The organism is Streptomyces bauhiniae, from assembly GCF_004784475.1.
Lineage (GTDB): Bacteria > Actinomycetota > Actinomycetes > Streptomycetales > Streptomycetaceae > Streptomyces > Streptomyces seoulensis.
Genome location: NZ_SRRT01000003.1, coordinates 54,185 through 74,728, shown reverse-complemented (window position 1 = coordinate 74,728; position 20,544 = coordinate 54,185). Strand labels below are relative to the sequence as shown.

General features: G+C 74.2%; 16 protein-coding genes and 1 pseudogene. 3 read left to right on the top strand and 14 right to left on the bottom strand.

What is annotated here, in order from left to right:
• Positions 1-126 precede the first annotated feature (126 nt).
• Positions 127-1,083, top strand: a complete 957-nt coding sequence (locus E5083_RS10415) for an SCO1860 family LAETG-anchored protein (protein ID WP_135785373.1) — start codon at positions 127-129, stop codon at positions 1,081-1,083.
• A 12-nt stretch (positions 1,084-1,095) separates the two neighbouring features.
• Here the strand turns inward: E5083_RS10415 and E5083_RS10410 are convergent.
• Positions 1,096-1,473: pseudogene (locus E5083_RS10410) on the bottom strand (hypothetical protein).
• Positions 1,474-1,568: 95 nt separating this feature from the next.
• Between E5083_RS10410 and sigJ the strand changes: the two are divergent.
• Entirely contained in the window at positions 1,569-2,450 is an 882-nt protein-coding gene (gene sigJ, locus E5083_RS10405) for an RNA polymerase sigma factor SigJ (RefSeq protein ID WP_135785372.1), read from the top strand.
• Here the strand turns inward: sigJ and cobC are convergent.
• From cobC to cobM, 6 genes are read right to left on the bottom strand one after another with little or no spacing between them, the layout of a single operon-like run.
• Positions 2,438-3,499 carry an Rv2231c family histidinol phosphate aminotransferase CobC gene (cobC, locus tag E5083_RS10400; RefSeq protein ID WP_244317470.1) on the bottom strand — a complete coding sequence of 354 codons (1,062 nt, stop codon included), beginning with the start codon at positions 3,497-3,499 and terminating at the stop codon, positions 2,438-2,440. The two genes, sigJ and cobC, sit on opposite strands and share 13 nt — an antisense overlap.
• Positions 3,489-4,418, bottom strand: coding sequence for a sirohydrochlorin chelatase (locus E5083_RS10395; protein ID WP_135785370.1), 930 nt, complete (start codon positions 4,416-4,418; stop codon positions 3,489-3,491). Before E5083_RS10395 ends, cobC begins: the two co-directional genes overlap by 11 nt.
• Complete coding sequence (locus tag E5083_RS10390) at positions 4,415-5,002, bottom strand: precorrin-8X methylmutase (RefSeq protein ID WP_135785369.1); 588 nt, start codon at positions 5,000-5,002, stop codon at positions 4,415-4,417. Before E5083_RS10390 ends, E5083_RS10395 begins: the two co-directional genes overlap by 4 nt.
• Complete coding sequence (gene cobJ, locus E5083_RS10385) at positions 4,999-6,690, bottom strand: precorrin-3B C(17)-methyltransferase (protein ID WP_135785368.1); 1,692 nt, start codon at positions 6,688-6,690, stop codon at positions 4,999-5,001. The genes E5083_RS10390 and cobJ overlap by 4 nt, the downstream gene beginning before the upstream one ends.
• Complete coding sequence (gene cbiE, locus E5083_RS10380) at positions 6,687-7,922, bottom strand: precorrin-6y C5,15-methyltransferase (decarboxylating) subunit CbiE (RefSeq protein WP_135785367.1); 1,236 nt, start codon at positions 7,920-7,922, stop codon at positions 6,687-6,689. The genes cobJ and cbiE overlap by 4 nt, the downstream gene beginning before the upstream one ends.
• Entirely contained in the window at positions 7,919-8,737 is an 819-nt protein-coding gene (gene cobM / locus E5083_RS10375; RefSeq protein ID WP_135785366.1) for a precorrin-4 C(11)-methyltransferase, read from the bottom strand. The genes cbiE and cobM overlap by 4 nt, the downstream gene beginning before the upstream one ends.
• A 142-nt stretch (positions 8,738-8,879) precedes the next feature.
• Here cobM and E5083_RS10370 point away from each other — a divergent pair, with 142 nt between their 5' ends.
• A complete protein-coding gene (locus E5083_RS10370) occupies positions 8,880-9,611 on the top strand; it encodes a ZIP family metal transporter (RefSeq protein ID WP_135785365.1) in 732 nt (243 codons plus the stop codon).
• 5 nt (positions 9,612-9,616) lie between these two features.
• Here E5083_RS10370 and cobI read toward each other — a convergent pair whose 3' ends face one another.
• The 7 genes from cobI to E5083_RS10335 are packed head-to-tail and all read right to left on the bottom strand — an operon-like array spanning position 9,617 to position 20,449.
• Positions 9,617-10,348 carry a precorrin-2 C(20)-methyltransferase gene (gene cobI / locus E5083_RS10365; protein ID WP_135785364.1) on the bottom strand — a complete coding sequence of 244 codons (732 nt, stop codon included), beginning with the start codon at positions 10,346-10,348 and terminating at the stop codon, positions 9,617-9,619.
• On the bottom strand, positions 10,345-11,751 hold the full coding sequence (locus E5083_RS10360) for a cobyrinic acid a,c-diamide synthase CobB (RefSeq protein WP_208754043.1): 1,407 nt from the start codon (positions 11,749-11,751) through the stop codon (positions 10,345-10,347). Before E5083_RS10360 ends, cobI begins: the two co-directional genes overlap by 4 nt.
• Entirely contained in the window at positions 11,751-12,350 is a 600-nt protein-coding gene (gene cobO / locus E5083_RS10355) for a cob(I)yrinic acid a,c-diamide adenosyltransferase (protein WP_135785362.1), read from the bottom strand. Before cobO ends, E5083_RS10360 begins: the two co-directional genes overlap by 1 nt.
• A complete protein-coding gene (locus E5083_RS10350) occupies positions 12,350-14,359 on the bottom strand; it encodes a putative cobaltochelatase (RefSeq protein ID WP_135785361.1) in 2,010 nt (669 codons plus the stop codon). The genes cobO and E5083_RS10350 overlap by 1 nt, the downstream gene beginning before the upstream one ends.
• The gene (gene cobN, locus E5083_RS10345) at positions 14,356-18,006 is read right to left on the bottom strand and encodes a cobaltochelatase subunit CobN (protein WP_135785360.1); all 3,651 of its coding nucleotides are present in this window, start codon (positions 18,004-18,006) and stop codon (positions 14,356-14,358) included. Before cobN ends, E5083_RS10350 begins: the two co-directional genes overlap by 4 nt.
• Positions 18,003-19,511: a cobyric acid synthase gene (locus tag E5083_RS10340; protein ID WP_135785359.1), complete on the bottom strand. Its 1,509-nt coding sequence runs from the start codon at positions 19,509-19,511 to the stop codon at positions 18,003-18,005. Before E5083_RS10340 ends, cobN begins: the two co-directional genes overlap by 4 nt.
• Positions 19,508-20,449 (bottom strand): cobalamin biosynthesis protein, encoded by a 942-nt coding sequence (locus E5083_RS10335; protein ID WP_135785358.1) that lies wholly within the window; start codon positions 20,447-20,449, stop codon positions 19,508-19,510. Before E5083_RS10335 ends, E5083_RS10340 begins: the two co-directional genes overlap by 4 nt.
• Positions 20,450-20,544 lie beyond the last annotated feature (95 nt).

Here is a 20,544-nt window from a genome sequence, read left to right as displayed (position 1 = left end):
GCTTAATCGAATACAGGGACGGAAACCCCCCGATGGAGTGAAGTAACCCAGGATCGCTGACCGTTCACCCACAGTGCGTAAGGGTTGGCGTGTCCCGAGCACGTTTCTCCTGGGGGTCCCACCGCCTTGAACAGCGACAACTTCCCGATGCCCGCACGCCGTCTCGCCGCCCTGGCCACGGCCGCCGCCCTCACCGCCGCGCCCCTGCTGCTGAGCGCGCGCCCGGCGCACGCCACCGGCGGCCACGGCCACGCCTCCGCCGCCGTGCTGCGCGCCGGGCTCGACGTGTCCCTGCTCCACCGCACCGCCGATGTCCCGCTCACCCTCTCCCTCAACGAGGTCCAGGCACCAGGCACCGCCGACCGCACGGCCCTGTCGGCCCGGCTCGACGGCGTCGACCAGGGCCGCCCCTTCTCCGTCCTGCGCGCCGACGTCGCCTCGGCCAGAGCCACCGCCACCGCCGAGCGCGCCGAGGGCTCGGTCCGGCTCGCCGACGCCCGGCTGCACGTGCCCGGTCTGCCGCTGCTCTCCCTGATCGAGGTCGGCACGGTCACCGCCCGCGCCACCTGCGCGGCCGGGGAGGAGCCCGAGGCGGAGGCGAACGTCCTCGGTGCCGTCACCGTGCTCGGCAAGCGCACCACCCTCACGGCGGGCGGCCCCACCGAGGTACGGGTCCCCGGCGTCGGCGAGGTCCGCCTCGACCTGGCCGAACACCGGTCCACCTCCCACACGGCCGCGGCCACCGCGCTCCGGCTCAAGGTCTCGGTGAACCCGCTGCGGCTGAATGTGGCCGAGGTGACGGGCACGGTGACGCTGGCCGAGGCGAGCTGTGAGACACCGGCGGGGGAGGAGCCGGCCCCCAGCGAGGCCCCCGAGTCCGCGGAGCCCGCCGCCGAGTCGCCCGAGACCGCGCCGGAGAAGTCCAGTGAGGCCCCCGCGCCCCAGGTCGAACCCCAGGGCACACAGAGCAACCTCGCCGAGACGGGCGGCAGTTCGGCCACCCCGTACATCGCGGGCGGCGCACTCGCCCTGCTTCTGCTGGGCGGCGGCGCGGTGACGGTGGCCCGCAGGCGCCGGAGCTGACGGGCCGGGGTCTCACCGCCGGACCAGCGCCACCAGACTCAGGCCGAACATCAGCACGCCCAGCGGGAGATGGACCGACGGCACATGGGCGATGCCGAGCACGACCTGGACCGAGGCGAGCGCGAGGAAGCCCGAGGCGTGCCAGATGGGCCGGGTGGAGCCGCCGCCCGGCTTCCACGCCAGTATCGCCGCGAGCACGTACAGCATCGACGCCCCGTACATCACGCGGGCGCCGATGCCGTGCAGCGTCTCTCAGTAGGACGTGGTGAGCAACAGCCCCGCGGAGACGGCCTGGAGGAAGATGGTCAGCGTCTGGAGGGCTACGGCGACGCGGAGGAACGAGGTGCCGTCGCGTCGCGCTTCCGTCGTGGTCGTCACCTGAGTGGCCATGTCACGGTCCCCTTTTCCGCCCGTCGGGCAGCAGCTCGATAAGGTCTCACCGGTCCGACGACGCGGGCCTGCGAAAGGTAAGGCGAGGGGGCGGCATGGGGACGGTGGAGGACAGGGCTGAGCGGCGCCAACTGCTCAATGTGGCCTACCGGTTGCTCGGCTCGGTGACCGAGGCCGAGGACGCCGTACAGGACGCGTACACACGCTGGTACGGGCTTTCCGACGGCCGGCGGGCGGAGATCCTGTCGCCCGGGGCCTGGCTGACCACGGTGACCGGCCGGATCTGCCTGGACCTGCTCGGCTCGGCGCGGGCCCGCCGGGAGCGGTACGTCGGCGCCTGGCTGCCCGAGCCGCTGCCCGACCGCGCCGAGTGGGACGGTACGGGCGACGCCGACCCCGCCGACCTGATCGTGCGGGACGAGTCGGTGGCGATGGCGTTCCTGGTCGTCCTGGAGTCGATGACCCCGGCCGAGCGGGTGGCGTTCGTGCTGCACGACGTCTTCCGGTACCCGTTCGCGGAGATCGCGGAGGTGCTGGGCCGGACCCCGGCGGCCTGCAAGCAGTTGGCGGCCTCCGCGCGGCGGCGGGTGAGCGCCGCGCGGGCTCCGGCGCCGGTGCGGGCCGATGTGGTGCGGCGGGTGAAGGAGGCGTGGGAGAGCAAGGACATCGCCGCCCTCGTCGGCCTCCTCGACCCGGCCGCCGTGATGACCGCCGACGGCGGCGGCATGGTCGGCACCGTGCTGCGCCCGGTCGAGGGCGGCCCGCGCATCGCCCACTACATGGCCGCCATCGCCGACCGCGCCCCCGGCCTCGAACTCCTGGAACGCTCGGTCAACGGCCTGCCCGGCCTGGTGGCCTGCCGCGACGGCGCGGTGGCCACCGTCGCCGCCTTCGAGAGCGACGGCGACCGGGTCACCCGGATCTGGGTGGTGCGCAATCCGGAGAAGCTGCGGCCTTGGGCCCCTCAGCCCTCCTGAGTCAGTGCCTTGCCCAGCGCCGCCACGAACCCCGCCGTCGTCGCCCGGTCCCGCACCGCGACCCGGAGCCAGTCCGGGCCCAGGCCGGGGAAGGTGTCGCCCCGGCGCACCGCGTAGCCCAGCTCGCGCAGGCGGCGCCGTACGCGGTGGGCGTCCGGCAGCTCCAGCAGGACGAAGGGGGCCTCCGCGGGGCCGGTGACCTTGACGCCGTACGGGGCCAACTCGGCTAAGGCGGTGAGGAGATGGGCGCGGTCGGCGGCCGTGCGGTGGGCCGCGTGGGCCGCCTCGGCGAGGGCGCGGGGGGCCACGCAGGCGCGGGTCGCGGCCAGGGCCGGGGTGGACACCGGCCACAGGGGCTGGGCGCGCTGAAGGGCGGTGACCGTCTCCGGGGGCGCGAGGACGTAGCCGACCCGGAGCCCGGCCAGGCCCCATGTCTTGGTGAGGCTGCGCAGCACCACCAGGCCGGGCACGTCCGTCCGCCCGGCCAGCGCCTCCCGCTCACCCGGCACCGCGTCCATGAACGCCTCGTCCACGACCAACGTCCGTCCAGGACGGGCGAGTTGGGTGAGCACCCCGGCCGGGTGGAGCACCGAGGTCGGGTTGGTCGGGTTGCCGACGATCACCAGATCGGCGTCCTCGGGCACCAGGGCCGGGTCCAGCCGGAACCCGTCCCGCGCGCTCAGCAGCACCCGCTCCACCTCGTGCCCCGCGTCCCGCAGCGCCGCCTCCGGCTCGGTGAACTGGGGATGCACCACCACCGGCCGCCGCACCTCGAGCGCGCGGGCCAGCAGCACGAACGCCTCCGCCGCGCCCGCCGTCAGCAGCACCCGCTCCTCCGGCAACCCGTGCCGCTGAGCCACCGCCGCCCGCGCGGCCCGCCCGTCCGGGTAGGCCGCGAGACCGGTCAGCGAGGCGGCGATCTCCTCGCGCAGCCAGCGCGGGGGCGTGTCCGCGCGGACGTTGACGGCCAGGTCCACCAGGTCCGCCCCGGCGTCGCGGACCTCGGCGTCCCCGTGGTGGCGCAGATCGGGCCCGGCGTCAGTGCGCATGGCTGTGGGAGTGGCCGCCGTGGTGGTGATGGCCGTGCCCATGTCCGTGGCCGTCGTGGCCGTCGTCGTCCGGGTGGAAGTGCGGCTGCTGCGGCTGGCCCACCTTGTCCTCGAAGCCCGGCAGCGCGATCCGGTACACACAGGAGTCGCAGTTCATGCGCAGATCACCGGCGACGGCCTCCGCGTACCGCTCCATCACCAGGTCCAGCAGCTCCGGCTCGGGCCCGATCACGTCCGCCGAGCGGACCTCCACCTCCGGGTGCGCGGCCGCCCACTCCTCGGTCTGCCGCCGTACCCGGTCGGGGAGGATGCCGGTGAACAGGAAGTACGGCAGCACGACGACCCGGCGCGCCCCCAGCCGGGCGACCCGGTCCAGGCCGCTCGGCACGTCCGGCGCCGCCAGCGACACGAACGCCGTCTCCACGCCCGCGTATCCGCGCCCCTCCCACAGCAGCCGGGCCGCCTTGCACACCTCGGCGTTGGCGTCCGGGTCGGTGGAGCCGCGGCCGACCAGTAGCACGGTCACGTCCTCGCGGGGGGTGCCGGCGAGGGCCTCGTCCAGCCGGCGTTCCAGTACCCGCAGCAGGGCGGGGTGCGGGCCGAGGGGGCGGCCGTAGGTGTAGGTGACGCCCGGATGGCGCTCCTTCTCGCGGGCCAGCGCCGCCGGTATGTCGCCCTTGGCGTGCCCGGCGGACACCAGCATCAGCGGCACGGCGGCGAACCGGCGTACGCCCCGCTCCACCAGCTCGGTGACGGCCTCGCCCAGCGGGGGCGGGGACAGCTCGATGAAGCCGCCCGCGACGGGAATCTCGGGATGGCGGCGGCCCAGCTCCTGCACGAAGTCACGGAATGCCTCGGCCCCGGCCTCGTCACGAGTGCCGTGTCCGGCGACGAGCAGGGCGGGGGACTGGGGGGTCACGGTTTCTCCTCGGGTGAAGTCGGGTGGTACAGCAGGGCGTTGAGCGCGGCGGCGGCGACCGCCGAGCCGCCCTTCTCGGACACGTTGCTCACGGCGGGCAGCCCGCTCGCGCGCAGCGCCTCCTTGGACTCGGCGGCGCCCACGAAGCCGACCGGCAGCCCGATGACGAGCGCCGGGTCGGCGTCCAGGGTGAGCAGCTCCTCCAGCGCGGTCGGCGCGCAGCCGATCACCCACAGCGCGCCGGGGCCGACCTGTTCGTACGCGAGCCGCACGGCATGCGCCGAACGGGTCAGGCCGTCAACGGACTTGGCCTCCCGCAGCCGGCAGACGGTGTCGCGGCGGGTGATCCCGGCCGCGACCATCTCCACGTCCACGACGACCGGCGCCCCGGCGTGCAGCGCGGCGTGCCCGCGCCGGAGGTCGGCTTCGGCCGTGACGAGGTCGGTGGCGTACTCCAGGTCGGCGGCGGAGTGGATGACCCGCTCCACCACCGCACGGGTCAGCGGCGGGAAGCCGGAGGTGTCCAGGCGGGCGCGCAGCCGCCGGAACGACTCCTGCTCGATGGGGTGGACGACACGGTTCACCGGGCTCCCTCCGGGGCGTGCTGCCAGCGGTAGCCGCGCGGGGTCACCATGCGCCCGGCGATGTTCCGGGTGGCGGTGTTGCCGACGGTGACCACGGTCATCATGTCGACGGTCGCCGGGTCGAGTCCGGCGAGCGTGGTCAGCCGGGCGGACTCGTCCGGCCGGGAGGCGTTGCGCACCACGCCGACCGGCGTCCCCGGCTCCCGGTGCTCGGCCAGCACGGCCAGCGCCTTGGGGAGCTGCCAGTCCCGGCCGCGCGAACGGGGGTTGTAGAAGGTCACCACGATGTCCGCCTCGGCGGCCGCGCGCACCCGGCGCTCGATGACCTCCCACGGGGTGTGCAGGTCGGAGAGGCTGATCGAGACGTGGTCGTGGCCCAGCGGCGCACCCAGGATCGCCCCGGCCGCCAGCGCCGCCGTGACACCCGGTACGCCGATCACGTCGATGTCGTCGGACGCCTCCGCGAGCGCGGGGGAGGCCATGGCGTACACGCCCGCGTCCCCGCTGCCGATCAGCGCCACCGCGTGCCCCTTACGGGCCTCCGCGACCGCGGTACGGGCCCGCTCCTCCTCCGCGCCGAGCCCCGACTCCAGCACGACGGTGCCGGGCCGGATCAGGTCGCGGATCTGGTCGACGTACTGGTCCAGGCCCACCAGCACCGAGGCGCGGCGCAGTTCGGCGGTCGCACGCGGGGTCAGCAGGTCGCGGGCGCCGGGCCCGAGCCCGACCACCGCGAGCCGGCCCCGGCCGGGACGCCGGACGACCGCGCAGGTCGCCATCGCGGGCGTGGCCGCCGACTTCCGCTTGGGTACGAGGAGTTCGCCGCCCTGTCTCAGCGCGGCGGCCTCCGCCACGGACGGGGTGCCGACCGCCGCGAGGGGCGCGTCGGAGGGGTTCGGCACGGACACGGCGGCCAGCTCGTCCGCCGGGTACGTCACCAGGGGGACGCCCAGCCGGTCGGCGGCGGCCACGATGCCGGGCTCCTCCGACTTGGCGTCCACCGTGGCGAGTTCGGCCACCGAACGCACCGAGAGCCCCGCCTCGCGCAGCGCCTCCTCGATCAGCCCGAGCACCTCCTCGACGGGCGCCCCCTTGGACGCGCCGACCCCGACGACCAGGGACGGCGGACGCAACAGCACCTCCTGTGGCCCCGGTTGTACGGCCCGGTCGGTCAACCGCACCGTGTACGCGCCCTGTTCGGCGAACGGCACCGGCGGCAACGGCCAGGCCACCTCGGCCTCCAGCGCCACCGGTTCCCCGTCCAGCAACGCCCGCGACACCGCCGCCACCGCGCCCTCCACCGGCAGGCCCAGGGTGTCCAGGCCGGCCAGGCCCACCGCGTCCGTCGCCGTCGTCACCACGGGCTCCGCGCCCAGCAACTCGGCCACCTCGCAGGCCAGTTCATTGGCACCGCCGCCGTGCCCGCCGACCAGGGACACCGCGAACCGGCCGCCCTCGTCCACGCACACCACGCCCGGATCGGCCGCCTTGTCCCCGAGCAGCGGGGCCAGCAGCCGGACCGTGGCACCGGTGGCCAGGAAGCACACCAGCCGGTCGCACTCCGCGAACGCCGCCCGTACGGCCTCCCCGGCCGGGCCCTCGTACACCCGCGTACGGTCCGGCCAGGCCGCGGCCAGCCGGTCGCGGGCCGCCGCCCCCGCCGCGGTGGCGGAAATCAGGCCGATCACTGGACTCCTCCTTCACTCCGTGCCGGGAGGCGGTCGCCCCACAGCAGGAAAACGGGGTTGCCGGCCGCCAGCCGGGTCACCTCACCCGGCAGCGGCGCCAGCCGCGAGGACTGCAACAGCACGCCGTCACAGCTCAGCCCGGCCCGCGTCAGCGCCTCGCGCACCGGGCCGACCCGGTCCAGCGCGGCCACGGCCACCACGACCGTCCGCCGCGCCCGCTCCGCGCAGACGCCGACCACTGCGGGCAGGTCACGCCCGCCACCGCCCACGAACACCGCGTCGGGCTCGTCGAGACCGGCCAGCGCCGCCGGGGCGGTGCCGTGCACCACGCTCACATCGACGCCATGGGCGCGGGCGTTGGCCCGTACCCGCCCGGCGCCGTCCTCGGTCTTCTCCACGGCGGTCACGGCCGCGCCGAGCCGCGCGCACTCCACGGCCACCGAGCCCGAACCCGCGCCCACGTCCCACACCAGATCGCCCAGGCGCGGCCCGAGCCGGGCGAGCGCCAGCGCCCGCACCTCGAACTTGGTGATCATCGAGTCCCGGTGCGCGAACGCGTCCTCCGCGAGCGCCCACCGCGCGGGCCCGGCACCCGGACCGGCGACCGTGCGCGGACCGCCCTCGTCACGCGTCTCGTCCAGGCACAGCACCACGCTCACCGCCGGACCCCAGTCCCGCGCGGCGGCCTCGGCGGGCGTCACCCGCTCCACCCGCTCCCGCTCCGGGTCACCGAGCGCGCGCACCACGACCAGCATCCGGCCCGTACCGTCCAGCCGGGCGCCCAGCTCGGCCGGACCCGAGCCGGGACCGGTCAGCACGGCGACCTTCGGGCGCGCCCGGCACACGTTCACCGCCGTACGCAGGTCCCGTCCGTGCGCGCTCACCACGACCGCGTCGTCCCAGGTCAGCCCCAGCCGGGCGAAGGCACCCGCCACCGAGGACACCCCCGGCCGCACGTCGAGCAGCCCGGCGCCGAAGCGTTCCGCCAGCACCCGCACGATGCCGAAGAACCCCGGATCACCGGAGGCCAGCACCACCACCGGGCGTTCCTCGGCCACGTACGTGCCGATCGCGTCCAGAGCGGGCGCCAGCGGGCCGAGCACCACGCGTGCCGCGCCCTCGGGCACCGGGGTCGCGTCCAGATGGCGCTGCCCGCCGACCACCAGCTCCGCCCCGGCGAGCGCGTCCGGCGGGAGCGGGGTGCCCGTTCCCGTGCCGACGACCGTGATCAACTGCTCGCCCCCCGCTCACGCAGCGCCCGCCGCGCCTCCGGGTCGGCCTTGCGGAAGCCGTGGAAGTGGCCGGGGTGGTACAGGTGCGAGCGGGTGCCGTGCGCGTCCAGCGCGGCGCCGACCAGGAACAGGGTGTGCTTCCACAGCTTGTGCTCCTTGACCGTCTCCTCCAGCGTGCCGATCGTGCACCGCACCACCAGCTCCTCCGGCCAGGTCACCTGATGGGCGACCACGACCGGGGTGGACGTCGGGTAGCCGCCCTCCAGCAGCTCCCGCACCAACTGGCCGCTGCGCGCCGCCGACAGGAACACCGCCATCGTGGTGCCGTGCCGGGCGAACTCGCGCACCTCCTCACCGGGCGGCATCGGCGTCTTGCCGCCGCCGAGCCGGGTGAGGATCACCGACTGGGCCACCTCCGGGATGGTCAGCTCCCGCCCGGCCAGCGCGGCCACCGCCGAGAACGACGACACGCCCGGCACGATCTCCGTGGCGATCCCCACCTCCGCGCACCGGTCCACCTGCTCCTGGGTGCCGCCCCACAGCGAGGGGTCGCCGGAGTGCACCCGCGCGACCTTCAGCCCCTCCGCCCGGGCGCGCCGGTAGACGGCCACCACGTCCTCCAGGGAGAGGGTCGCCGAGTCGAGGATCTCCGCGTCCGCGCGGGCGTGCTCCAGCACCTCGGCGCGGACCAGGCTGGCCGCCCAGATCACCACGTCCGCCTCGGCGATCGCGCGGGCGGCGCGGAACGTCAGCAGGTCGGCGGCACCGGGCCCGGCACCGACGAACGTCACCTTGCCGGCGGGGGCATCGGCCATGGGAAGGGTCCTCTCCTACGGGAAGCCCGGACACGTTGTCGTGGTCCGGGGGTCTGGGGAACTGGGGTGAATGTCAGGGTCTGATGAGGTTTGCGGGCCGCAGGATGTGCGCACAGGGCCCCGCATCGGATAGCAAGGGCCTATGGCGGTCCTTGTCGCGCTCGGCGCGTTCCTGATGACGCTGGCCGGCGGCTGGACGGCACAGCGCGTGACCGACCGTCGCCACCTGGTCCTGGGCCTGGCCGGCGGCCTCATGCTGGGCGTGGTCGGCCTCGACCTGCTCCCCGAGGCGCTGGAGGCGGCCGGTCACAAGGTGTTCGGCGTACCCGCGGCGCTCGTGCTGTTCGTCGCCGGATTCCTGCTGGCCCATCTGGTGGAACGTCTCCTCGCCGGCCGCCAGGCCGCGCACGGCGCCGGCGAGCACACCCACCGCGCTCCCGAGGTCGGGCTCACGGCGGCCGCCGCGATGGTCGGGCACAGCTTCATGGACGGCGTCGCCATCGGCGCCGCCTTCCAGATCGGCGGCGGCATGGGCCTGTCCGTCGCCCTCGCCGTGATCGCGCACGACTTCGCCGACGGGTTCAACACCTTCACCATCACCAGCCTGTACGGCAACGCCCGCCGCCGGGCAGTCGCCATGCTGGTCGCCGACGCCTGCGCGCCGATGCTGGGCGCGCTGTCCACGGTGTTCGTGCACATCCCCGAACCACTGCTCGGCGGCTACCTCGGCCTCTTCGGCGGCGCGCTGCTCTACCTCGCCGCCGCCGAGATCCTCCCCGAGGCCCACCACGACCACCCGGCCCGCTCCACCGTGCTGTGCACCGTCGCGGGCGCGGCCTTCATCTGGCTGGTGGTCGGCCTCTCCGGCGGCTGACCCCCTCACAGCTTCCCGCCCCGGCCGCCCTCGCGCCGGGGCGGCGCGATGAGCGTCGACAGATACGGCAGCGCGGCGCCGTCCAGCTCGGCGGCGGGCCGTACGGACTCCTCCGGCAGGCCCAGCGCCGAGCCCCACACCGCGTCCTGAAGCCGCCCGGCCTCCCGCAGCGCCTCGGCCACTTCGGCCGCGCGCCGCCCGAACTTGTACGCCACCACGGTCCCCGGACCGGCCAGCGCCTCCTTCAGCGCCGCCTCGCCCGCCGTCACCGGCACCAGGGTCAGCGGCTCGGTGCCCTCGGTCAGGACCGCGCCCGACCTGGCCGCGAGGTCCTGCATCGCGGTGATGCCGGGCACGGTCTCGACGACCAGCTCCGGCAGCAGTTCCTTCAGCGTCTGCGCGAGGTAGGTGAAGGTGGAGTACACGTTGGGGTCACCGATGGTCGCGAACGCCACGTACGCGTGCTCCCGCAGCAGCTCCGCCACCCGCGCGCCCGCCGCGTCCCACGCGGCCTCCCGGCGCGCGCGGTCCGTCCGCTCGTTCAGCGCGAACACCACCCGGACGATCTTCTGCCCGGACACGTGGTGCAGCACGGTCGCCTCCGCGCGGCCCCGCTCCAGGGTGTCCATCACCGGTACGACCACCACATCGGCGGCCCGCAACGCGTTGACCCCCTTCACCGTCACCAGCTCCGGGTCCCCGGGACCCACTCCGACCCCGACCAGCCTGCTGCTCATGAAGTCCGGCACCTCTCCGTAAATCTCCGGGCCACCCCGGGCTCCGCCGCCCAGTGCGTATGCAGATAACTCGCGTGCACGCCCTGCTGCACGAACCCCTCCACCCGCCTCTCGGGCGCGACGACCCCCCACGCGGGCGCGGGGCCGGCCTCCGGCTCGACCACGGTCCGGTGAAACTCGTGCCCCCGCATCCGAGTCCCGGCCACCGCGAGCACGCTGTCCCCCACGGCCACGGCATCCCGATACCCGAGCGTCAACCGCTCGCCCATCCGCGCGTCCGCATCGAGCACTCCGCACATGGGGACGCCGTCCAACTCCCGGCACAGGTAGAGCAACCCGGCACACTCGGCGGCAACGGGGGCCCCGGAAAGGGCGAGCGCGGCAATCTCCTTACGCAGCGCTTCATTGGCCCCAAGCTCACTGGCGTAGACCTCGGGGAAACCCCCACCGATGACGAGCCCCCGAGTCCCCTCGGGCAACCGCTCGTCCCGCAGCGGGTCAAAGGCGACGACGTCAGCCCCAGCGGCATCGAGCAACTCAGCGTGCTCGGCATAGGAAAAGGTGAAAGCGGGGCCACCGGCAACGGCAACGACTGGACGCTGGCGTACAGCGTCGCTGTCCTCGCCCCGCCTCTCAACCAACCGAGACGGGTGGTCGTGGGTGGGCAAAGAAAGGGCCTCAGCCGCAGACCACCCGCCACCCGGCAACGCCCCCGCACTCCGCGCCAGCGCCATCAACGCATCCAAGTCGCACCCGGCAGCAACCTGCGCCCCCATCGCCGCGACCGCAGACACAGCGGCAGCACCCCGCTCAGCCACCGGCACCAGACCCAGATGCCGCGAAGGCGTCTCCACCTGGGCCGCCCGCCGGAGCACGCCAAGTACCGGCACCCCCGCCTCCTCCAAAGCCTCCCGCAGCAGAACCTCGTGCCGCGAAGACCCCACCTTGTTGAGGATCACACCCCCGATCCGCACCCCCGTATCCCAGGACGCGAACCCATGCACCAGCGCGGCCACCGACCGGGACTGCGACGAAGCGTCAACGACCAGCACCACCGGCGCCCGCAGCAACTTGGCGACCTGCGCCGTGGACGCCAGCTCCCCCTGCCCAGCGGCCCCGTCGTAGAGCCCCATCACCCCTTCAACGACCGCGAGATCACACCCCCGAGCCCCATGCCCGAACAGCGGAGCGACCAACTCCGGCCCACACAGATACGCGTCGAGATTCCGCCCCACCCGCCCGGTGGCGAGCGCGTGATACCCGGGGTCGATGTAATCGGGCCCCACCTTGTGCGGAGACACGGCAAGCCCCCGCGAGGCGAACGCGGCCATCAGCCCCGTGGCGACAGTGGTCTTCCCGCACCCCGACGAGGGCGCGGCGATGACCAGCCGGGGAACGGACATCACCACTCGATGCCCCTCTGCCCCTTCTGCCCGGCGTCCATCGGGTGCTTCACCTTGGACATGTCGGTCACCAGATCCGCGAACTCCACCAGCGGAGCAGGCGCGTTACGCCCGGTGATCACCACATGCTGATTCCCCGGCCGGGCCCGCAGCACGGAGACGACCTCCTCCGTGTCCACCCACCCCCAGTGCATCGGATACGCGAACTCGTCCAGCACATACAGCCGGTACGTCTCCGCGGCGAGGTCCCGCTTGACCTGCGCCCACCCCTCCCGAGCCTTCTCCTCGTTGTCGAGCTGGGCGTCCCGCTGCACCCAGGACCACCCCTCACCCATCTTGTGCCAGTCGACGGTCCCGCCCTCGCCGGAGGCACCCAGCACGCGCAGCGCGTTCTCCTCGCCGACCTTCCACTTCGCCGACTTGACGAACTGGAACACCCCGATCGGCCACCCCTGGTTCCAGGCCCGCAACGCCAGCCCGAACGCGGCCGTCGACTTGCCCTTCCCGATCCCGGTGTGCACGACCACCAGCGGACGATTGCGCCGCTGCCGTGTCGTCAACCCGTCGTCCGGCACCACACTCGGCTGCCCCTGCGGCACTACGCGGCCCTCCTCGAAGTCGTCCCCCGCACATCCCTGACCAGCCCGGCGATCGCGTCCGCCCGCAGCTCCTCCAGCGTCACCGCCGTACCCCCCAGCTCCTCCGCGAGCCGCCCCGCGAGCCCCAGCCGCACCGGCCCCGACTCGCAGTCCACGACCACCGAGGCCACCGACTCCGCGCCGAACAGCCGCGCCGCACGTCCCGCCAGCGCCACCGGCTCCGGACCACCGGTCGCCCGGCCGTCCGTCACCACCACCAGCAGCGCCCGCCGGGACGGGTCCCGCAGCCGCTCCACCCGCAGCACGTCGTGCGCCTTCAGCAGCCCCGCCGCCAGCGGCGTACGGCCGCCCGTCGGCAGCGACTCCAGCCGGGCCGCCGCCGCGTCCACCGACGAGGTCGGCGGCAGCGCCACCTCGGCCGACGTACCCCGGAAGGTCACCAGGCCGACCTTGTCCCGCCGCTGGTAGGCGTCCAGCAGCAGCGACAGCACGGCACCCTTCACCGCGCTCATCCGCTGCCGCGCCGCCATCGAACCGGAGGCGTCCACCACGAACAGCACGAGGTTCCCCTCGCGCCCCTCCCGCGCCGCCTGCCGCAGATCGTCCCGGCGCAGCACCAGCCCCGGCCCCGACCGGCCCCGCGCCCGCTGATGCGGAGCCGCCGCCCGTACGGTGGCCGCCAGGTGCAGCTTGGTCAGCGCCCCGCGCGGCCGCAGCGCACCGGTGGTCCGCCCGCGCTCGGTCCGCGCCCGCGAACGCCGCCCGGCCGCACCCGCCCCGACACCGGGCACGGTCAGCGCCTTGGTACGGAACGGCTCCGCCGCCCGCGCCGGCGCCTGCTCACCCGCACCGCCGGCCGACGGCTGCGGCTCCCCGTCCTCCCCGGCCTCGGGCTGCGCGCCCGCGTCCCCGCCCTGCGGACCTTCCTCGGGCGAGGGCGACGGCTGCCCGCCCCCGCCACCGGGACCGTCCGGATCGGGATCTGGATCGTCGTCGCCCCCGGCCGACTCCTGAAGCGTCTGGTCGAGCTTGTCCTCGTCCAGACCCGGCGCGTCGAACGGGTTGCGCCTGCGGCGGTGCGGCAGCGCCAGCAGCGCGGCCTGCCGCACGTCCTCGGCGAGCACATCGCTGCGCCCGTCCCACGCGGCCAGCGCGGTCGCGGTACGCGCCATCACGATGTCGGCCCGCATGCCGTCCACCTCGAAGGCCGCGCAGGTCGCCGCGATCTGCTTCAGCGCCCCGTCACCCAGCCGCACCTTGGGCAGCAACTCCCGCGCCGCGACGATGCGTTGCCGTACGGCACGCTCCTCGTCCGCCCAGCGCGCCGCGAAGGCGGCCGGATCGTCGTCGTACGCCAGCCTGCGCCGCACGACCTCCACCCGCTGATCCGGCTCCCGCGAGGCCGCGACCTCCACGGTCAGCCCGAACCGGTCGAGCAACTGCGGCCGCAGTTCCCCCTCTTCGGGGTTCATCGTCCCGACCAGCAGGAACCGCGCGGCATGCCGTACGGAGACGCCCTCGCGCTCGACGTACGAGGCGCCCATCGCGGCCGCGTCGAGCAGCACGTCCACCAAGTGGTCGTGCAGCAGGTTGACTTCGTCGACGTAGAGGATGCCCCGGTTGGCCGACGCCAGCAGCCCCGGCTCGAACGCCTTGACCCCCTCCGCGAGCGCCCGCTCGATGTCCAGCGCCCCGACCAGCCGGTCCTCGGACGCCCCCACCGGCAACTCGACCATCCGCGCATCCCGCGCCTCGGCCCCCGCCCCGGTGTGCGGCCCGTCCGGGCACGTCGGATCGGGCGAAGCCGGATCACAGGAGAACCGGCACCCCGCGACCACCTCGACCTCGGGCAGCAGCGCGGCCAGCGCACGTACGGCGGTGCTCTTGGCGGTGCCCTTCTCGCCCCGCACGAGCACCCCGCCGATGTTCGGCGCGACGGCGTTGAGCAGCAGGGCCAGTTGCAGATCCTGCTGCCCGACCACCGCGGTGAACGGGAATCGCGTGCTCACTCGTCTCCCTCCAGCTCTCCCTCGAGTTCCAGATACGTCGCCCGCAGCCGCTCCAGGGTCTCCTGGTCCGGCTCCGCCCACAGGCCACGGTCGGCCGCCTCCAGCAGGCGCTCGGTGATGCCGCGCAGGGCCCACGGGTTGGACTTCTTCATGAAGTCCTGGTTCTCCGGGTCGAAGACGTACTCGGCCGACAACTTCTCGTACATCCAGTCGTCCACCACGCCCGCCGTGGCGTCGTACCCGAAGAGGTAGTCCACGGTCGCCGCCATCTCGAAGGCGCCCTTGTAGCCGTGCCTGCGCATCGCGGCCATCCAGCGCGGGTTGACCACGCGGGCGCGGAACACCCGGTGCGTCTCCTCGCCGAGGGTGCGGGTCTTGACCTGGTCGGGGACGGCCGAGTCGCCCACGTACGCCTCGGGGCTGGTGCCGGTCAGATGGCGGACCATGGCGACCATGCCGCCGTGGTACTGGAAGTAGTCGTCCGCGTCGACGAGGTCGTGCTCCCTGGTGTCGACATTTTTCGCCGCCACCGCGATCCGCCGGAACGCCGTCTCCATGTCCCCCCGCGCCGCGCGCCCGTCCAGCCCGCGCCCGTAGGCGTAGCCGCCCCAGACGGCGTACACCTCGGCGAGGTCCGCGTCGGAGCGCCAGTTGCGGGCGTCGATCAGGGGGAGCAGGCCGGCGCCGTACGCGCCCGGCTTGGAGCCGAAGACGCGGGCCGTGGCGCGGCGGCGGTCGCCGTGTTCGGCGGTGTCCTCCTCGACGTGGGCGCGGACGTAGTTGGACTCGCCGGGCTCGTCCAATTCGGCCACCGCGCGCACCGCGTCGTCGATCAGCCCGACCACATGCGGGAACGCGTCCCGGAAGAAGCCGGAGATGCGCACGGTGACGTCGATGCGCGGACGCCCCAGCTCGGCGAGCGGCACGATCTCGAACCCGGTGACCCGGCGCGAGGCGTCGTCCCACACCGGGCGGCAGCCCAGCAGCGCGAGGATCTCCGCGATGTCGTCACCCTGGGTCCGCATCGCGGAGGTGCCCCACACGGTGAGCCCGACCGACTTGGGGTACTCCCCGGTGTCGGCGAGATACCGCTGCACCAGCGAGTCCGCGAGCGACTGCCCGACCTCCCAACTCAGGCGGGACGGGATCGCCTTGGGGTCGACGGAGTAGAAGTTGCGCCCGGTCGGCAGCACGTTGACCAGACCCCGCGTGGGCGACCCGGAGGGCCCCGCCGGGACGTAACCGCCGTCCAGCGCACGGAGGATGTGCCCGATCTCGTCGGTGGTCCGGGCGAGCCGGGGCACGACCTCCGTACAGGCGAACTCCAACACCGCCGTGGTGTCGGCCAGTTGGAAGCCGAGTACCTCATCCAGCACCGCCGGTACGGCCGCCCGGTCCCAGTCCCGCGCCTCCATGCCCTCGGCGATGCCGCGGCACAGCTTCTCCAACAGGTCGACCGCGTCGGCGCCGGTGCGCGCCGGGCCCTCGGCCAGGTCGGTCAGCTCCACCGGCACCTTCACCGGCGCGCCCGGCTCGGCCAGCAGCTCCTTCTCCACCAGCCCGAAGTGCTGCGCGAGCGCGGCCCGCAGTCCGGGCAGGGCGTTCGCCTGGCCGCCCCACACCTGGGAGGCGCGCAGCACGGCGAGGACGAGGTTGACGCGGGCCTCGCCCTCGGGGCCGCCGCCCAGGATGTGCAGTCCGTCGCGGATCTGCACGTCCTTGATCTCGCAGAGATAGCCGTCGATGTGCATGACGAACGAGTCGAAGTCGTCGTCCTCCGGCTGCTCGTCCACGTGCAGGTCGTGGTGCAGCTCGGCGGCCTTGACCAGGGTCCAGATCTGGGCGCGCACGGCCGGCGCCTTCGTCGGGTCCAGGTCGGAGACGAGCGCGTACTCGTCCAGGAGTTGTTCCAGCTTGGCGAGGTCGCCGTAGGTGTCGGCGCGGGCCATCGGCGGCACCAGGTGGTCGACCACCGTGGCGTGGCCGCGCCGCTTGGCCTGGGTGCCCTCGCCGGGGTCGTTGACGATGAACGGGTAGATCAGCGGGAGTTCACCGAGCACCGCGTCCGGGGCGCAGCCGCGCGAGAGGCCGAGGCCCTTGCCGGGCAGCCACTCCATGGTGCCGTGCTTGCCCATGTGGACCACCGCGTCGGCGCCGAAACTGTTCTCCAGCCAGCGGTAGGCGGCCAGGTAGTGGTGCGAGGGCGGCATGTCGGGGTCGTGGTAGATGGCGATGGGGTTCTCGCCGAAGCCGCGCGGCGGCTGGATCATCACGACGACGTTCCCGAACCGCAGGGAGGCGAGCACGATGTCATCGCCGTCCACGTACAGGCTGCCCGGCGGCTCGCCCCACGCCTCCAGCATCGCGTCGCGCAGCTCGGGGTCGAGGGTGTCGAACCAGGCCCGGTAGTCCGCCAGCGGCACCCGGGCGGGCGCGGCGGCGAGCTGCTCCTCGGTCAGCCACTCCACGTCGTGCCCGCCGGCCGCGATCAGCCGGTGGATCAACTCGTCGCCCTCGGCGGGGTGTTCGTCCACCCCGTACCCGGCGTCCCGCAGCGCGTCCAGCACCCGGACCGCCGAGGCGGGGGTGTCCAGGCCGACGGCGTTGCCGACGCGGGAGTGCTTGGTCGGGTAGGCGGTGAAGACCAGCGCGATCCGCTTCTCCGCGTTCGGCTTGTGCCGAAGTGCCGCGTGCCGTACGGCGATTCCGGCGACCCGGGCGGCGCGCTCGGGGTCGGCGACGTAGACCGGGACCTCGTCGGGGCCGGGCTCCTTGAAGGAGAAGGGCACGGTGATCAGGCGGCCGTCGAACTCCGGGATGGCGACCTGCATCGCGGCGTCCATGGGGGAGAGGGCCGCGTCGGACGCGTCCCAGGCGGCCCGCGTGGAGGTGAGGCAAAGTCCTTGCAGCACCGGCACGTTGAGGTCGGCGAGGGCACCGATGTCCCACGCCTCCTCGTCGCCGCCCGCCGAGGCGGCCGAGGCGTGCGCCCCGCCGGCCGCGAGCACGGTGGCGACCAGGGCGTCGGCCCGGCCCAGCAGTTCGTACAGCCCGGCGTCCGCGTCGCGCAGCGAACCGCAGTACACCGGAAGGGCGTTGGCCCCGCGCTCCTCGATGGCCGCGCAGAGGGTGTCCACGAAGGCGGTGTTGCCGCTGAGTTCGTGCGCCCGGTAGAAGAGCACGCCCACGGTCGGCCGGCCGGGCCGCTGCTCGTAGGCGCCGTGCAGCCCGAACTCCGGCATCCGGTGCGGCTCTTCGAAGCCCTCGCCGGTCAGCAGGACGGTGTCGGAGAGGAACCGGGACAGCTCCAGCAGGTTCGCCGGGCCGCCCTCGACCAGATAGCGCAGCGCCTCAGCGACGACCCCGGCCGGTGCGGTGGACTCGGCCATCAGCTCGGCGTCCGGCACGCTCTCGCCGCCCAGCAGCACCGTCGGCACCCCGGACGCCTTCAGCGCGGCGAGCCCGTCCTCCCAGGCCCGCTTGCCGCCCAGCAGCCGGACGACCGCCAGGTCCGCGCCGTCGAGCAGGGCGGGCAGGTCGTCGGCCGCGTCGACGCGGGACGGGTTGCCGATGCGGTAGTCGGCGCCGCTGGCGCGGGCGGCCAGCAGGTCCGTGTCGGCGGTGGACAGCAACAACACTGTGCTCATGCGGGCGCTCCCGGTGGAATGAAGGGCAGTCCTGCGGGCGCGCCCGACTCGATGAGCCGCCAGAGCGCGTCCGTGTCCGCGTGGTGTTCGATGAGGTCGCCGAGCAGGTCGAGCTGCTCCTCGCGCAGCGCGGCGAACGACGTGTCGGGGGCCGGGACGAAGCGGCGCCCACAGGCGGCGGCGACCTCACGCAGGAAGGCGCGCCGGAAGCCGTCCGACTCCAGCGAGCCGTGCCAGTGGGTGCCCCAGACCTGGCCGGTACGGCAGCCGTCCAGGAAGGGCATCCCGCCCAGCACCTCGGCGACCCCGTGATGGATCTCGTACCCCTCGACCGGCTCACCCAGGGCTTCCCCTACGGGCCGGGCCAGGGTCTTCTCGGGGTGGAACCGCACCCGCACCGGGAGCAGCCCGAGCCCCGGCACGCTTCCGGCGCGCGACTCGACGTCGTCCTCGATGTGCTCGCCGAGCACCTGGAAGCCGCCGCAGATCCCGAGCACCGGACGCCCCTCGGCGGCCCGGCGCGCTAGCGCGTCCGCGAGCCCCCGCTCGCGCAGCCACTGAAGCGCCCGTACGGTGCCGCGCGTGCCCGGCACCACCACGAGGTCCGCGTCGGCCAGCTCCTCCGGCCGGTCCACGAAGCGGACCACCACGCCGGGTTCGGCGGCCAGGGCGTCCACATCGGTGAAGTTGGACATCAGCGGGACCGCGCACACGGCGACCCGCAGCACGTCCTCGCCGTACGGGGGAGCGACGGTGGATTCCCGTACGGTCCCGCGCAGGGACACCCGGAGACCGTCCTCCTCGTCGATGCCGAGCCCGTGCCGGAACGGCAGCACCCCGTAGGTGTGCCGTCCGGTGAGCCCGCGCAGCATGTCGAGCCCAGGTTCCAGCAGCGTCACGTCGCCCCGGAACTTGTTCACCAGGAACCCGGCGACCAGCGCCTGGTCCTCGGGGGAGAGCAGGGCGACGGTGCCGAAGAAGGACGCGAAGACCCCGCCCCGGTCGATGTCGCCGACGACGAGGACGGGCAGCCCGGCGCCCCGCGCGACGCCCATGTTGACGATGTCGGTGCGCCGCAGGTTGATCTCGGCCGGCGAACCCGCGCCCTCACAGATCACCGCGTCATACGTGCCCCGCAACTCCGCAAGGCACTCCAACACCGTGCCCAACAAGGCTTGTTGACGCCCGCCGTGGTACCCCCGCGCGCTCAGCTCGCCCACCGGCTTCCCCAGCAGCACCACTTGGCTGCTGCGCTCACCGCCGGGCTTCAGCAGCACGGGGTTCATCAGCGCGGTCGGCTCCACCCGGCACGCCTGCGCCTGCATGGCCTGCGCCCGCCCGATCTCCGCGCCCTCACGGGTCACGAAGGAGTTGAGGGACATGTTCTGCCCCTTGAACGGCGCCACCTTGACGCCCTGCCGGACCAGCCACCGGCAGATCCCGGCCGTCACCACGCTCTTGCCCGCGTCGGACGTCGTCCCCGCGACCAGCAGACCACCGCTCACCTGCCCCGCCCCCTGGTGATGAGACGCCCGGCGACGGTGACGCCGAGCGCGAGCAGACCGACCCGGCGGGAGAGCCGTACGGCCCGCCCGATGTCGGCGACCCGGACCGGCCGCCCGGTGCCGTTGAGCACGGGCCGGTGCTCGACGCGGCCGCCGTAGGAGAGGGTGCCGCCCAGCCGGACGCCGAGCGCGCCCGCGAACGAGGCTTCCACCGGGCCCGCGTTGGGGCTCGGGTGCCGGTGCGCGTCCGCCCGCCAGGCCCGTACCGCCCCGCGCGGGTCGTCCCCGGCGAGCGCGGCGAGTACGGCGGTGAGCCGGGCGCCGGGCCAGCCGGCCACGTCGTCCAGCCGGGCGGAGGCCCAGCCGAAGCGGCGCAGCCGGGGCGACTTGTGCCCGACCATCGCGTCCAGCGTGTTCACGGCCCGGAACCCCAGCAGCCCCGGCACCCCGGCCACCGCGCCCCACACCAGGGCGCCCACCACGGCGTCGGAGGTGTTCTCCGCGACCGACTCCACCACCGCGCGCGCGATCGCGTCGGCGTCCAGCGCCTCGGGGTCCCGGCCGCACAGATGCGGCAGCCGGGCGCGGGCGGCGGCGAGGTCGCCGCGCTCCAGGGCGTGGCCGACCGCGGACGCCTCGCGGGCGAGCGAGGTACCACCGACCACGGCCCAGGTGGTGGCGGCGGTCAGTGCGGCGGAGCCGGGGATGGAGGCGCGTACGGCGCGCGCCGCCACCACGCCGAGCGCGGTGGCGCCTCCGGCGCACACCAGGGTGTGCAGCGCGCCCCAGCCGCGGTGGTCGTGCCACAGCGCGCGCTCCACGCGCCCGGCGGCCCGCCCGAAGGCGGCGACGGGGTGCATGCGCTGGGGATCGCCCAGGAGGAGATCACCGAGGAGGCCGGCGGCGGCACCGTACGCGTACGAGCGATCGGCGCCCATCGGCTAACTCGCCGTGGGCGTGCCGGTGTTCCTGGTGCGGGTTCTCGGGCGGCGGCCGGGCATGACGGTAGTCCTCACTCAGGGTGTCCACGCCC

Coding starts and splice junctions, on each gene's coding strand:
- sigJ (WP_135785372.1), top strand. CDS start 1,569: ATGGGGACGGTGGAGGACAGGGCTGAGCGGCGCCAACTGCTCAATGTG.
- cobC (WP_244317470.1), bottom strand. CDS start 3,499: ATGCGCACTGACGCCGGGCCCGATCTGCGCCACCACGGGGACGCCGAG.
- cobM (WP_135785366.1), bottom strand. CDS start 8,737: ATGGCCGATGCCCCCGCCGGCAAGGTGACGTTCGTCGGTGCCGGGCCC.
- E5083_RS10370 (WP_135785365.1), top strand. CDS start 8,880: ATGGCGGTCCTTGTCGCGCTCGGCGCGTTCCTGATGACGCTGGCCGGC.
- cobI (WP_135785364.1), bottom strand. CDS start 10,348: ATGAGCAGCAGGCTGGTCGGGGTCGGAGTGGGTCCCGGGGACCCGGAG.
- E5083_RS10360 (WP_208754043.1), bottom strand. CDS start 11,751: ATGTCCGTTCCCCGGCTGGTCATCGCCGCGCCCTCGTCGGGGTGCGGG.
- cobN (WP_135785360.1), bottom strand. CDS start 18,006: ATGAGCACAGTGTTGTTGCTGTCCACCGCCGACACGGACCTGCTGGCC.
- E5083_RS10335 (WP_135785358.1), bottom strand. CDS start 20,449: ATGGGCGCCGATCGCTCGTACGCGTACGGTGCCGCCGCCGGCCTCCTC.